This is a genomic window from Streptomyces asoensis, assembly GCF_016860545.1.
Classification (GTDB): Bacteria; Actinomycetota; Actinomycetes; order Streptomycetales; family Streptomycetaceae; genus Streptomyces; species Streptomyces asoensis.
In genome coordinates, this window is sequence record NZ_BNEB01000002.1 from 782510 (window position 1) to 795859 (window position 13350).

At 70.7% G+C, this 13350-nt stretch carries 11 protein-coding genes; 6 read left to right on the plus strand and 5 right to left on the minus strand.

Translation table 11 applies throughout. The features are described 5' to 3' along the window. Positions 1–100: 100 nt before the first annotated feature. Positions 101–2053 carry an APC family permease gene (locus Saso_RS06630; protein WP_189927347.1) on the minus strand — a complete coding sequence of 651 codons (1953 nt, stop codon included), beginning with the start codon at positions 2051–2053 and terminating at the stop codon, positions 101–103. A gap of 417 nt (positions 2054–2470) precedes the next feature. On the opposite strand from Saso_RS06630, the gene Saso_RS06635 reads away from it, so the two are divergent. The 4 genes from Saso_RS06635 (at position 2471) to Saso_RS06650 (ending at position 6793) form a co-directional block, all read left to right on the plus strand. Further along, complete coding sequence (locus Saso_RS06635) at positions 2471–3763, plus strand: extracellular solute-binding protein (protein ID WP_189927348.1); 1293 nt, start codon at positions 2471–2473, stop codon at positions 3761–3763. A gap of 6 nt (positions 3764–3769) precedes the next feature. Then, positions 3770–4768 carry a carbohydrate ABC transporter permease gene (locus tag Saso_RS06640; RefSeq protein ID WP_189927349.1) on the plus strand — a complete coding sequence of 333 codons (999 nt, stop codon included), beginning with the start codon at positions 3770–3772 and terminating at the stop codon, positions 4766–4768. A 125-nt stretch (positions 4769–4893) separates the two neighbouring features. Then, positions 4894–5658 carry a carbohydrate ABC transporter permease gene (locus tag Saso_RS06645; protein ID WP_229901542.1) on the plus strand — a complete coding sequence of 255 codons (765 nt, stop codon included), beginning with the start codon at positions 4894–4896 and terminating at the stop codon, positions 5656–5658. A 49-nt stretch (positions 5659–5707) separates the two neighbouring features. Continuing rightward, positions 5708–6793: an endo-1,4-beta-xylanase gene (locus tag Saso_RS06650; protein ID WP_189927350.1), complete on the plus strand. Its 1086-nt coding sequence runs from the start codon at positions 5708–5710 to the stop codon at positions 6791–6793. Here Saso_RS06650 and Saso_RS06655 read toward each other — a convergent pair. The 3 genes from Saso_RS06655 to Saso_RS06665 form a co-directional block, all read right to left on the minus strand. After that, positions 6786–7841 carry a LacI family DNA-binding transcriptional regulator gene (locus Saso_RS06655; protein WP_189927351.1) on the minus strand — a complete coding sequence of 352 codons (1056 nt, stop codon included), beginning with the start codon at positions 7839–7841 and terminating at the stop codon, positions 6786–6788. The genes Saso_RS06650 and Saso_RS06655 overlap by 8 nt on opposite strands. Positions 7842–8066: 225 nt before the next feature. After that, positions 8067–8255 (minus strand): DUF5999 family protein, encoded by a 189-nt coding sequence (locus tag Saso_RS06660; protein WP_057580598.1) that lies wholly within the window; start codon positions 8253–8255, stop codon positions 8067–8069. A gap of 347 nt (positions 8256–8602) precedes the next feature. Continuing rightward, a complete protein-coding gene (locus tag Saso_RS06665) occupies positions 8603–9193 on the minus strand; it encodes a hypothetical protein (RefSeq protein ID WP_189927352.1) in 591 nt (196 codons plus the stop codon). A gap of 588 nt (positions 9194–9781) precedes the next feature. Here Saso_RS06665 and Saso_RS06670 point away from each other — a divergent pair. Together Saso_RS06670 and Saso_RS06675 are read left to right on the plus strand one after the other, a co-directional pair. Then, positions 9782–11299 carry a glutamate--cysteine ligase gene (locus tag Saso_RS06670; RefSeq protein WP_189927353.1) on the plus strand — a complete coding sequence of 506 codons (1518 nt, stop codon included), beginning with the start codon at positions 9782–9784 and terminating at the stop codon, positions 11297–11299. Between the two features lie 336 nt (positions 11300–11635). After that, positions 11636–12415, plus strand: coding sequence for a CPBP family intramembrane glutamic endopeptidase (locus tag Saso_RS06675; protein ID WP_229901533.1), 780 nt, complete (start codon positions 11636–11638; stop codon positions 12413–12415). Positions 12416–12435: 20 nt separating this feature from the next. On the opposite strand, the gene Saso_RS06680 is transcribed toward Saso_RS06675, so the two are convergent. Next, positions 12436–13254, minus strand: a complete 819-nt coding sequence (locus Saso_RS06680; RefSeq protein ID WP_189927355.1) for a PhzF family phenazine biosynthesis protein — start codon at positions 13252–13254, stop codon at positions 12436–12438. Positions 13255–13350 lie beyond the last annotated feature (96 nt).

Here is a 13350-nt window from a genome sequence, read left to right on the forward strand (position 1 = left end):
CCCGGCCCCCGATACGGGGTATGCGCCGGTGTGCGTCGCTCCGGCGGGAGTCGGGCCCGGCAGGCGGGGGCGGGGCGGAGGGGCCGTCCGGTGGGCCTGGTCAGCCCGTGTGGACGCGGGGACGGCGGGCGCGGTCGGGCTCCGCCTCGCGCAGGACCTCCCGGGTGACCGGCGCGACCTCGCCCTGGCCGAAGAGGAAGAAGCGCAGGAAGTTGGCGAAGGGGTTGCCCTCGGTCCACTCGAAGTAGATGTGCGGGATGCAGCCGGTGACGTCGCGGGTGTGCAGCAGGAGCGCGGCCAGGGCGTTGGAGATCGACGAGGATTCCAGGGTCAGCACGCGGTAGCGGTTGTGGAGCACCTCGCCGCGCACGGTCAGGCCGGACTCGAACTCGGACGGGTCGACGACGGTGACCTCGAGGAAGACGAAGTCCTCGCCGGGTATGTCGTTGTCCTGCCGGATCTGCTCGATCTTGTCGCGGTACTCGGCCTTGTCGCGCTGGTCGGGTTCGTTGGCGATGAAACGGATCTTGCGGCTGGCCATGTCCCGGATGAAACGTTCCGCCATGGGGTCGAGCGTCACGCTGGTCACGCGGAGCTCGAAGGCGCGGGCCAGCCGGGACAGGAGGGAGACCAGGATGATGCCGGCGATGAAGCAGGCGCCGATCTTCACGCCGTCCGGGCGTTCGATGACGTTGACGACGGTGACGTACAGGAGGACCGCCGAGACCACGGCGAAGCCGATCGTCCAGCCCCGCTGCCGGGCGCGGCGGGCGGCGATGGTCACCGCGATCGCGGCGGAGGACATCAGCACGAGCACGCCGGTGGCATAGGCGCCGCCCTGGGCGTCGACGTCGGCGTCGAAGATCCAGGTGACCAGGAAGGCGACGAGGGTGAAGACGATGACCATGGGGCGGACGGCGCGTGCCCAGTGCGGGGCCATGCCGTACCGGGGGAGGTAGCGGGGCATCAGGTTGAGCAGGCCGGCCATGGCGGAGGCGCCGGCGAACCACAGGATGGCGATGGTCGAGACGTCGTAGACCGTGCCGAAGGCGTTGCCCAGGTACTCGTGGGAGAGGTAGGCGAGGGCGCGCCCGTTGGCCTGCCCGCCGGACTCGAACTCCTTCTCCGGGATGAGCACCGTGGTGATGAAGCTGGTGGCGATGAGGAAGACGCTCATGATCAGGGCCGCCGTCGTCAGCAGCTTCTTGGTGTCCCGGATGCGGCCCGCGGGGTTCTCCGCGGTGTCGGCCTCGTCCCCCTGTACGTGCGGCATCACGGCCACGCCGGTCTCGAAGCCCGACAGTCCCAGCGCGAGCTTGGGGAAGACCAGCAGGGAGACGCCGATCATCGCGAACACGTTGCCGTGCTCCGCGGTGAGTGCGCTGGACCAGTCGGTGACGACGTGGCTCTCGGTGAGCACGTGCCACAGGCCGACGACCACGACGACGACGTTCAGGCCGAGATAGACGGCCACCAGGGCGACGGCGACCCCGATGGCCTCCAGGAACCCCTTGAGGAACACGGCGCCCAGCAGGGCGACGAGGGCCAGCGTGATCACCATCTGCTTGTCGTGCAGCACGCCGGTCAGATGCGGGTTCTCGACCAGGTGGGTGGAGGCGTCCGCCGCGGACAGGGTGATGGTGATCAGGAAGTCGGTGGCGGCGAAGCCGAGCAGCGTCAGGACGAACAGCTTGCCCTTCCAGAAGGACAGCAGCCGTTCCAGCATCGCGATCGAGCCCTCGCCGTGGGGACTCTCCTCGGCGACGCGCCGGTAGACCGGCAGAGCGCCCGCCAGGGTGACGATCACCAGCACGACCGTGGCCACCGGGGAGAGCAGGCCGGCCGCGAGGGCGGCGATGCCCGGCTGGTAGCCGAGGGTGGAGAAGTAGTCGACACCGGTCAGGCACATCACCCGGTACCAGCGCTGGCCCTTGTGCGCGGGCTCGGGCTCGGCGTGCGGTCCCGGGTGGCCGCCCGGCTTGCCCATGTCGGACAGGCCTTCCAGCATCCACGTCCGCAGACGGCTCGGGGGCGGGTGCTCGGTGGTGGCCATCGGGATGCTCCTGGTGCGCGACTCGGCGTGTGGTTTCGGGCCATCACGCGGACGGCGTCCTCAGCGTAAGCGGAGAGTGATGCCAGGGCCCCTGGATCATGGGCCGGAGGGCGTCAAGCTTCCGTTAAGACTGGTCGGAGCGCCGGCGGGGCGACCGCGTGCTCCTACGGAGCGTCACACGCCGTCAGGATCGATTCCGGCCGTCCGTGGTTCGTTGCGCATCGCTTCGTAATGTTCGCCGCTGAAACCGAATGTTTCGGGACCTCTGGACGCTCCTGCGCGCCTCTTCGTGTGAACACGGCCCCGGATTGCCTGTGTTCAAGGGGTTGCCACCCGTCGGAGGGTGTCTCTAGGGTGCGGCAGCAGCGAAGCTTTCTGAATCTTGTTCGAAACTTTCGATCTAGCAAGGAGCGCATGATGGGCGACCCGGCACTCTCCCGCCGCGGCTTCCTGGCGGCCTCCGCCGCGGCCGGTCTGGGCATGACGGCGCTGAGCGCCTGCGGCGGGGACTCCGACGGAGGGTCGTCGGGGACGACCACCATCGAGTGGTGGAACATCTCCACCACCCAGCCGACCAAGGACGTCTGGGCCGCGCTGGCCAAGCGGTTCGAGGCCCAGAACCCCAAGGTCAAGATCAAGATCGTCCAGCTGGAGAACGACGCCTACAAGTCGAAGATGACGGCGCTGACCGCCTCCGGGAAACTCCCCGACATCTTCCACACCTGGGGCGGCGGCGTCCTGAGACAGCAGGTCGACGCCGGGCTCGTCGAGGACCTCACGGACAGGACGAAGGGCTGGGGCGACGCACTGCTCTCGGTCGCCCGCCAGCCCTACCTGATCGACGACAAGGCCTACGGCGTCCCGTTCGACATCGGCATGATCGGGTTCTGGTACAACAAGGCCCTCTTCAAGCAGGCCGGCGTCAGCGCGCCCCCCACCACCTGGAGCGGCTTCCTCGACGCCGTGCGCAAGCTCAAGGCCGCCGGCATCACCCCCCTCGCGCTCGCGGGCAAGGAGAAGTGGCCCGGCATGTACTACTGGGCGTACCTCGCGATGCGCACCGCGGGAGTGGACGCCCTGGGCAAGGCCGGGGACGCCAAGGACTTCACCGGCGACGGGTTCGTCCAGGCCGGGCAGCACCTCCAGGACCTCGTCGACCTCCAGCCCTTCCAGAAGGGGTTCCTCGGCGCCGCCTACTCGAGCCCCACCGGCCAGGCCGCCGCCGTCGGCAACGGCAAGGCGGCCATGGAACTCATGGGGCAGTGGGCGCCGGTCGTCGAGGCCGACGCGGGCAAGGGCCTCGGGACCGGACTCGGCTTCTTCCCGTTCCCGGCGGTGGAGGGCGGCAAGGGGGTGATCACCGAGGTCTTCGGCGGCGGCGGTGGCCACGCCCTGCGCAAGGGCGCCCCGCAGGCGGCCGTCGACTTCCTGAAGTTCTTCGCCTCCGCGGCGACGGACACCGAACTGGTCGACAAGACCGGCGTGCTGCCCGTCGTACCGGCCGCCGAGAGCGCCATCAAGGACCCCAACATCAAGGCCGTACAAGCCCAGTTGAAGGCCGCCACCGGCTTCCAGCTCTACCTCGACCAGGCGTACGCGCCCGCGCTCGGCCAGGAGGTCAACGACAGCGTCGCCGCCCTCATCGCCGGGTCCAAGTCGCCCCAGCAGGTCACCGAGTCGATCACCAAGATCGCGAAGGAAGAGCAGTAGCAGTCGATGACCTCCACCTTCCTCCCGGACAAGCGCAGCGGCCCGGACGTCGGCGTGCCCTCCCCGGCCGCCGGCCCGGCCCGCGGCCGGACGCGGCGGCGGGCGGTGCACTGGCTGACCGCCGTCGGCTTCCAGGTGCCCGCGCTGGTGCTGTTCGGCACGCTCGTGCTGCTGCCGATGCTGTTCGCGCTGTACGCCTCGTTCTTCCGCTGGGGCGGCTTCGGCATGCCCGACGACTACATCGGCGGCGACAACTTCACCCGGCTCTTCCAGGACCCGGTGTTCCTCGGCGACCTGTGGCGCTGCCTGCTGCTCGTCGGCCTCTCGCTCCTGCTGCAACTGCCCTTCGCGCTGGCCCTCGCGGTCGCGCTGAACCAGCGCATCCGCGGCCGGGCCGTCTACCGGATGCTGTTCTTCGCCCCCTACATCCTCTCCGAGGCCATCACCGGCGTGCTGTTCAGCATGATCTTCGCCCCGGACGACGGCCTCGCCGACCACGTACTGGGCGCGATCGGGCTGGACGGCGTGGGCGGGCAGTGGTTCGCCGACCCCTCCACCGTCATGGCGACCCTGTTCCTGGTCATGACGTGGAAGTACTTCGGCTTCCACATGATGCTCTACCTGGCCGGACTCCAGTCCATCCCGGCCGAGTTGACCGAGGCGGCCCTGATCGACGGAGCCGGTCCCTGGCAGCGCTTCCGCAACGTCACCCTGCCGCTCCTCGCACCGACCCTGCGGATCAGCGTCTTCCTCTCTGTCATCGGCTCGATCCAGCTTTTCGACCTGGTGTGGGTGGTCACCGCCGGTGGCCCCGACCACCACTCCGAGACCATGGCCGTGACCATGTTCCAGTACGGCTTCAAGCGCTACCAGGTCGGCTACGCCAGCGCGATCAGCGTGGCCATGTTCGGCATCAGTCTCGTCTTCGCCCTCGCCTACCAGCGGTTCGTGCTCCGCCGCGACCTCCAGGGCGCCACCACGACCATGCGAGGAGGCGGCTCGTGAGCGTCGTCAAGACCGACCGGGCAGGTCACGGGCGGACCCGGGAGACCTCCGGAGCCGGCCGGACGGCGCGCAGGACCGGCCGGACGTTCCCCCTGCACCTGCTCCTCGCCGCCGTCGGCGCGGTGATGGGCGTACCGCTCGTCTACGCCGTGCTGTCCGGTTTCAAGTCCACCGACCAGCTCTCCCGCAACCCCATCGGCCTGCCCGACCCCTGGATCACCTCCAACTACACCGACATCCTGGGTTCCGGGTCCTTCTGGCAGCTCGTCGGCAGCAGCACGCTCATCGCGGCCGGCACGACCGCGGTCGTCGTCGCGGTGTCCGCGCTCGCCGCGTTCTCCTTCGCCCGCTTCGCCTTCCGCGGCCGGGAGATGCTCTTCACCCTGTTCACGATGGGGCTGATGTTCCCCTTCGCGGTGGCGGCGCTGCCCCTGTTCCTCCTGCTGCGCTCCATGGGCCTGCTGGACAACCCGCTCGGCGTGATCCTGCCGCAGGCCGCGTTCGGACTGCCGATGACCATCGTCATCCTGCGCGGGTTCTTCCGGGAGATCCCCGCCGAGCTGGAGGAGGCGGCCACCCTCGACGGCTGCGGTCCCCTCGGCTTCTTCTGGCGGATCCTGCTGCCCATGGCCCGGCCCGCCCTCGGCACCGTGTCGGTGCTCGCCGTGGTCGGCAGCTGGAACAACTTCCTCCTGCCGCTGCTGGTCTTCAACGAGCCCACCTGGTGGACCATCCCGATCGGCGTCCAGCAGTTCCAGGGCCAGTACTCCGCCGAATACGCGCGCGTGTTCGCCTATCTCGTCCTCGCCATGGTGCCCGCCCTGGCCTTCTACGCCGTCGCCGAGCGCCAGCTCGTCGGCGGCCTCACCGCAGGCGCCACGAAGGGATGACCCGCGCCCCCGACATGTACGGCTCACCCCTACCGTGAGGAGTCGCACCATGCCCAGCACCGCCCACGGCACCGCCGCACGCACCCGGCTCACCCTCGCCGGAGCCCTCGCATCCCTCCTCGTCGCCGCGGGCGTCGCCGGCGGGCCCGCCGCCCGGGCGCACGAGGGTCCGGCGCACGCGAAGCCGCGCACCACCCTCGCCGACCTCGCGCAGCGCCACGGACGCTACTTCGGCAGCGCCACCGACAACCCCGAACTCACCGACACCGCCTACACGAAGACGCTCGGCGACGAGTTCGACATGATCACCCCGGGCAACGGGATGAAGTGGTACGCCACCGAGCCCCGGCAGGGCGTCTTCGACTTCACGGCCGGCGACGAGATCGTCGGCCTGGCGCGCGCCCACCACCAGAAGATCCGCGCCCACACCCTCGTCTGGCACAGCCAGCTGCCGGACTGGCTGACCGCCAGGACCTGGACGGCGGACGAGCTGCGCGCCGTCCTGAAGAACCACATCCAGACCGAGGTGCGCCACTACCGGGGCAAGGTCTACTCGTGGGACGTCGTCAACGAGGCGTTCAACGAGGACGGCACCTACCGCGAGACGGTGTTCTACAAGACCCTCGGCCCCGGCTACATCGCCGACGCCCTGCGTTGGGCCCACGAGGCCGACCCCAGGGCGAAGCTCTATCTCAACGACTACAACATCGAGGCCGTCGGCCCGAAGAGCGACGCCTACTACGCCCTGGCCAAGGAGCTCAAAGCACGGCACGTGCCGCTCGACGGCATCGGCCTCCAGGCCCATCTCGCCCTCCAGTACGGCTATCCGACGACCCTCGAGGACAACCTCCGCCGCTTCTCCCGGCTCGGTCTGGACACCGCCCTCACCGAGGTCGACGTACGGATGCTGCTGCCCGCGACCGAGGAGAAGCTGGCGCAACAGGCCGACTGGTACCGGGATCTCACCGACGCCTGCCTCGACGTACGGCGCTGCGTCGGCATCACCGTGTGGGACTACACCGACAAGTACTCGTGGATCCCCGCGTTCTTCCCCGGCGAGGGCGCGGCGCTGCCCTGGGACGAGCAGCTCGCGCCGAAGCCGGCGTACTTCGCGATCCGGGACGCGCTCAGGTAGCGGAGCGGAGCGGGGCCGCACGGGGCGGAGCGGTGCTGAACCGGACCACCAGCTCCGTGCCCAGTTCGACCCGCGGCGAGTCGGGGCGCTCGCCGCGGGCCAGGCTCAGGACGGTGCGGGCGGCGAGCTTGCCCATGTCGGCGAGCGGCTGGCGGACGGTGGTCAACGGCGGTGCGGACCAGCGGACTTCCGGGAGGTCGTCGAAGCCGACGACGCTCATGTCCTCCGGGGCCCGCAGACCGCGCCGGCGCAGTGCCTCGATCGCGCCGAGCGCCATCTGGTCGCTCGCCGCGAACACGGCGGTCGGCGGTTCGGGCAGGTCGAGCAGGGCCGCGCAACCGGTGAAGCCGGACTCCGGGCGGAAGTCGCCGGGAACCACGAGGGTTTCGTCGAGGGCGAGTCCGGCCGCCTCCAGGGCCGCCCGGTAGCCGTCGAGGCGGGCTCGTGAGCAGAGCAGCCGGGGCGGGCCCGCGATCAGGCCGATCCTGCGGTGCCCCAGCGCGAGCAGGTGCTCGGTGGCCGCCAGACCGCCCGCCCAGTTGGCGGCGCCGATGGTCGGGGTGCCGTCGGCGGGGGAGCCGGTCGGGTCGACGACGACCAGCGGGACGCCCAGGATGCGCAACTGCTCGTGCAGGGTGGGTTCGAGGGCCGAGGTGACGAGGATGACGCCGTCGGAGGCGCGGGAGCGCAGATTGCGCATCCACTCGCGGGCGTCGCCCGAACGGCCGTGGATCGCCGACACCACCGTGCCCGCGCCGGCGGAGTGGGCGACCTCCTCGACCCCCCGGACGATCTCCACCGCCCAGGGGCTGTCGAGGTCGTTGAAGACCAGGTCCAGCAGCGCGGCGCGGGTCCGGGAGGCGGCGGGGCGCTTGCGGTAGCCGTGCAGGCGCAGCAGGTCCTCCACCCGGGCGCGGGTGCCGGGCGAGACGTCGGAGCGGCCGTTGACGACCCGGGACACGGTCGGCACCGAGACACCCGCCTCGCGGGCTATCTCCGTGATCGTGATCCTGCCCCGGGACGAGGGCACCGTGTCCTTCGCCGTCACTTCCGCACCTCCGTCACCTGGTTCCGGCCGCCGCGCCGAAACTTGCAGAAGTCTTCCGGTAGAGAGGTCACCGCGGGAAGGGGCTCAGGGGGCAGGCGTCGGGCCGAGACGGTTCGGCTACGGGGAGTGAACGCCCCCGGACACGCGTCGGGGCCGGTTCGCGTGCGGTCCGCGGGCCGGCCCCTCAAGTCTGCGGACGGCGGTCCCGCGCCGTCCGGCCCGTGCTCAGGCGGCGGTCACGACCCGGTGGGGGGCGATGACCCGGCCGTCGGGCAGGAGCTCACCGGTGTCCTCGAAGAGCAGGACGCCGTTGCACAGCAGGCTCCAGCCCTGTTCCGGGTGGTGCGCCACGAGGCGCGCCGACTCCCGGTCGGCTGAGGTCGCTGTCGGACACGGTGGCTGGTGCTGGCACATGGATGGGAACTTCCGCTCTGGCGTGTGGTGTGAGTTGGTTGTCGTGTCTGTTCCGCGGCGTGAAACGTCGTTCATGGCCGCCCCCCGTTGTGATAAGTCCGTCGGAACCCAGTGTTGCCCCACGGCGGTCGATCCGCAGGGATTTCGCGGCACCGCTCCTCACAGGTTCATGACGCGTCACCCGGGCGGGCGGTTCATCCCAACCGCACTGTCACTTCGGGTGGTTCCTGGTGGCCGGATAGGGCTAGTCCGGACGGAAGAGGGGGCCCGGCCGGGGTGCCGGACGCGCCGCACCCCGCCACCGGGGCCGCGGTGACGGGGTGCGGGGCGGGGTCCGGCCCGGCCGGTCAGGCGGGCGAACCGAGCAGCGGCGGTGCCGCCGGTTTCGCCCGGGGACTGAGCAGCGGGAGCAACTCGTCGACCCGGTGGGCGCGGTGCGCGGCGATCCCGGGCGGCGCCGGCGCCAGCGGTACCAGCACGTCGGTCGGGGCGGGGTGGCCCGTGGTGCCGTCCGAGTCGCTGTCGCCGTGCAGCCAGAGCGTGAGCATGTAGAGCCCGGGCACCGAGAGCAGCCGCGCCTGGACCGGCTGCGGGGTCGACTCGGCCTGGCGCAGGGCGCGTTCGGTGGAGGCGATGTACGGGCCTTCGAAGAAGTGCGAGAACGCCCAGCCGTCCGGGGTGAGCCGGGTGTCGGCCGCCGCCACGGAGCGGTCGCCGCAGCGGATCACGAAGCGCCAGCCGGCCAGCCGGGTCTCGGCCACGCCTTCGGGGGTGATCCGGTCCAGCACGTGCAGGGGCAGCGGGAGTTCGGGGGTGGTGTCGCCCTGGGCGGTGCGCAGGGAGGGGGTACGAGCCTCGCGGACCGCGGTGGGGGAACCGAGTGCCATGAGGACGGAACGCAGGGCGGGCGCGGGAGCCGGGGGGACATGCAAAGGCATGGTGGATCGCCTCTCATTCGACAGGCACGGTGGCGCGAGGGCGTGGGCGGACGGCGCTGTCAGCTTGCTCTCGACAGGTCGGAGAGGCGGGGGCCGGAGTCTGCGGGGGAGTGCGGGGGTACGCGAGCGGCCCGCCGCCATCTCGACGGCAGGCTCCTTCGACCGTGGGCGCCAACCTTCTCTGCCTTGTCCGCGGAGTTTATACGACATGTGTTCAGACTGTGTTTCGTCTAGTCGATCCCGGGACACCCGGCAAGGGTTCATCCGGTCGGCGACAGGTGGTGAAACATCCCGATTCACAACGGGCGGCGAGACGATGACCTCGCCTTATGCCCAGGCAGCGGTCGGCTCATTCCTGTCGGCGTTTTTCACGAGTTCCGGATTTCGTGAAAGGGCGTCCGGCAAAGGGCGCCCGGCCGCATGCCCCGTGAATGTGCCACAGGTCACCTCCAGAGGCTTTCGGTCAGCCTAGCGGGCCCGGCGGCACACCGGGGACGTTATCGATCGGCCGGGCTGGGCATCATCCCACCTGAACGGATCATCCGGCGGCCCGAGCATCGGCCCGCCCACGCGAGGAGGGACGCTTCGATGGGGGAAAAGGTCGTGGCAGGCGCGTTCGACCTGTCCGATCGTCAGCACTACCGGGACAAGCTCCAGCGGTGTCTGACGGGGCTCGAGCGGCTCCTGGCCCAGAAGCGCTTCGACCGTCCCAAGAACCTCATGGGGCTCGAGATCGAACTGAATCTCGCGGGTGCGGACGGTCAGCCGAGAATGCTGAATGGGCAAGTGCTGGAGAGGATCGCCAGCCGGGATTTCCAAACAGAACTCGCCATGTTCAATCTGGAAGTCAACATAGCCCCACACCGGCTGGGCGGCCGTGTTTTCGACCGGCTCGCCGAGGAAATCCGTACGTCACTGGCATATGCCCACCGAAAGGCGGGCGAGGTCGACGCGGGCATCGTGATGATCGGCATTCTGCCGACCCTCGACCGTGACGACCTGGTCTCCTCGAACCTTTCCGAGGTCGACCGCTACACCCTCCTCAACGATCAGATCGTGGCCGCCAGGGGAGAGGACTTCGCCCTCGAGATCGACGGGGTCGAGCGGCTGTCGTGCACCTCGAAGTCGATCGTGCCCGAGGCGGCCTGCACCTCCGTGCAGCTGCACCTCCAGGTCACGCCGGCGCGCTTCCCCGCGGTGTGGAACGCCGCCCAGGCGGTCACCGCCGCGCAGATCGCCGTCGGCGCCAACTCGCCGTTCCTGTTCGGGCACGAGCTGTGGCGGGAGTCGCGGCCCCCGCTGTTCCAGCAGGCCACCGACACCCGGCCGCCCGAGCTCCAGGCGCAGGGCGTACGGCCGCGGACGTGGTTCGGGGAGAAGTGGATCGACTCGGCGTACGAGCTGTTCGAGGAGAACCTGCGCTTCTTCCCGCCGCTGCTGCCGATCTGCGACGAGGAGGACCCGCTGGAGGTCCTGGAGGCGGGCGGGGTGCCCTCGCTCGCCGAGCTCGTCCTGCACAACGGCACGGTCTACCGCTGGAACCGGCCCGTGTACGGCATCGCGGACGGCGTTCCGCACCTGCGGGTGGAGAACCGCGTCCTGCCCGCCGGGCCGACGGTGACCGACGTGATCGCCAACGCCGCCTTCTACTACGGCGTCGTCCGCGCCCTGGCGGAGGAGTCGCGGCCGGTGTGGACCAGGCTGCCGTTCGAGACGGCCGCCGCCAACTTCGACGCGGCCTGCCGGTACGGCATCGAGGCGCGGCTGCAATGGCCCCGGCGGGGGCGGCTGGGCGGCCTGGTCGAGATGGACGCCGTCAGTCTCGTACGGGACGAGCTGCTGCCCCTGGCCGAGGCGGGCCTCACCGGGTGGGGCGTGGAGCCGGCCGACCGCGATCTGTACCTCGGGGTCATCGAGGAACGGTGCCGGCGGCGGACCAACGGGGCGACCTGGCAGGTGGCCACCTTCCACCGGGCGCTCGAGACCGGGCTGTCGCGGGACGCCGCACTGGCGGCGACCACCCGGCGCTACGCGGAACTGATGCACCTGGGCGAGCCCGTGCACACCTGGCCGGTGGGCATCCCCGAGGCGGCACCCCTGGCATGACCGACAGGGGCCCGGCGTCCTGTGCGTGGCGGGTGCGGCGAGGGCCTCGGGGCGTCGTTGTCTCGGGGCGCGGGCGGTCCGGGGTGGGGGTCGCCGACGGCTCGTCCGGGGTGATCGGGCAAGCTGTGCTCTCCCGGGACGGTGACGTCGTCTTCCGGCGGTCGGGCGGCGGGCTCCGCCGCACGACCGCGGAAAACACGCTCCGCACGGGCAGCTCGTCCTCCCGTCGGCCTGTCACGCACGATCTCCACAGCTTCTTCCGAGAGCCTGGCGAGAGGGCCGCGGGCGTGCGGGAGCCCGCGATCAGAGGCAGGTGCGCAGGTGGAGGCAGGGTCGGTGGCTGGTGCTTTTCCGCGGGAACAGCTCTCGCGACGGATTTTCCGTGACGAGACGCTCCTGGTGCTCGGCGTCTCGCTCGGCGCGAGCGGTGTGTCCGCCCTGATCAGTTTCGTCGGATCGGTCACCAAGCCGGGCGGTCTGAAGGACCAGGCGGCCACCCTCAACGCCTCCGCGGCTCCCGGCCGCCCCTGGCTCGACCTCGCCTGGCAGCTGTTCGGGATCGCCACGGCGCTGGTCCCGGTGGCCCTCGTCGCGCACTTCCTGCTGCGCGAGGGACAGAGCCTGCGGACCCTCGGCTTCGACCGGACCCGGCCTTGGCCCGACCTCGGCCGCGGAGCCGCGGTCGCCGCCGTCATCGGCAGCACCGGCATCGCCTTCTACCTGGCGGCCCGTGGCCTCGGATTCAACCTGACGGTGGTGCCCGAGGCGTTGCCGGACGTGTGGTGGAAGTACCCGGTGCTGATCCTGTCCGCGATGCAGAACGCGATCCTCGAAGAGGTCATCGTCGTCGGCTATCTGCTGCGCCGGCTGGGCCAGTTGGGCTGGACGCCGGGCACCGCGCTCGTCGCCAGTTCCGTGCTGCGCGGCTCGTACCACCTCTACCAGGGGATCGGCGGCTTCATCGGCAACATGGTGATGGGCGTGGTCTTCGTCCTGCTGTACCGGCGCTGGGGCCGAGTGGGCCCCCTGGTGGTGGCCCACTCCCTGCTCGACATCGGTGCCTTCGTGGGATACGCGCTGCTCGCGGGCAAGGTGGACTGGCTGCCGACGGCGTGAGCCGGCGGGTGCCGGCCGGGTCAGACGAGCAGATCGCCCTCGATGACGGTGATCGCGCGACCGGTCAACAGCGTCCGCCCGCCCAGCAGTTCGGTACGGACGCGACCGGACCGGGGTGAGGCCTGAAGGCCGGTCAGGACGGTGCCGCCGAGCCGTTCGGACCAGTAGGGCGCCAGGGCGGTGTGCGCACTGCCCGTCACCGGGTCCTCGTCGATGCCGACGTTCGGGAAGAAGCAGCGGGAGACGAAGTCGTACCCCTGGGACGGGTCCTCGGCACGGGCCGTGACGATGATGCCGCGGCGGGAGTGGGCCGCCAGGTCCCGGTGCCGGGGCCGCAGCGCGAGGACGGTCTTCTCGTCGGCGAGCTCGACCAGCAGGTCCCCGACGTTCGGGCCGGTGTCGAAGCAGGCCAGGGGCGCGGCGCCGAGGGCCTCGCCGACCCCGGCCGGGATCTCCACCTCCGTCAGCGGGGCGGTCGGGAAGTCCAGAGTGATCGAGCCGTCCCGGTCCGGCGTCGCGACGAGCACACCGCTGCGGGTGGCGAAACGCACCGGTCCCGTGTGCGCACCCGTGGTGTGCAGGACATGGGCCGTGGCCAGCGTGGCGTGACCGCACAGGTCGACCTCGGTCGCGGGCGTGAACCAGCGCAGCGCCCAGTCCGCCTCGCCGCCCCCGGGGAGCGGGTGGGCGAACGCCGTCTCGGCGTGGTTGACCTCCAGGGCGATCTGCTGGAGCCGGGTGTCGTCCGGGAAGGAGTCCTGGCCGTCCAGGAGCAGGACCCCGGCCGGGTTGCCGGCGAAGGGACGGTCGGTGAAGGCGTCGACGATTCGAATCCGCATGCAGGTGACGGTACGGCGAGCCCCGATCCCCTGGCCAAGGCCAATCCGCGAGTCCTGGCCCCGTTCCGTCCCTCGGCGGCGCGATCGGCGCGGGCG

Bases quoted from the DNA above. Each gene is read 5' to 3' on its own strand.
- Saso_RS06630 (WP_189927347.1), bottom strand. From the start codon at position 2,053: ATGGCCACCACCGAGCACCCGCCCCCGAGCCGTCTGCGGACGTGGATG.
- Saso_RS06635 (WP_189927348.1), top strand. From the start codon at position 2,471: ATGGGCGACCCGGCACTCTCCCGCCGCGGCTTCCTGGCGGCCTCCGCC.
- Saso_RS06640 (WP_189927349.1), top strand. From the start codon at position 3,770: ATGACCTCCACCTTCCTCCCGGACAAGCGCAGCGGCCCGGACGTCGGC.
- Saso_RS06645 (WP_229901542.1), top strand. From the start codon at position 4,894: ATGGGCGTACCGCTCGTCTACGCCGTGCTGTCCGGTTTCAAGTCCACC.
- Saso_RS06650 (WP_189927350.1), top strand. From the start codon at position 5,708: ATGCCCAGCACCGCCCACGGCACCGCCGCACGCACCCGGCTCACCCTC.
- Saso_RS06660 (WP_057580598.1), bottom strand. From the start codon at position 8,255: ATGTGCCAGCACCAGCCACCGTGTCCGACAGCGACCTCAGCCGACCGG.
- Saso_RS06665 (WP_189927352.1), bottom strand. From the start codon at position 9,193: ATGCCTTTGCATGTCCCCCCGGCTCCCGCGCCCGCCCTGCGTTCCGTC.
- Saso_RS06670 (WP_189927353.1), top strand. From the start codon at position 9,782: ATGGGGGAAAAGGTCGTGGCAGGCGCGTTCGACCTGTCCGATCGTCAG.
- Saso_RS06680 (WP_189927355.1), bottom strand. From the start codon at position 13,254: ATGCGGATTCGAATCGTCGACGCCTTCACCGACCGTCCCTTCGCCGGC.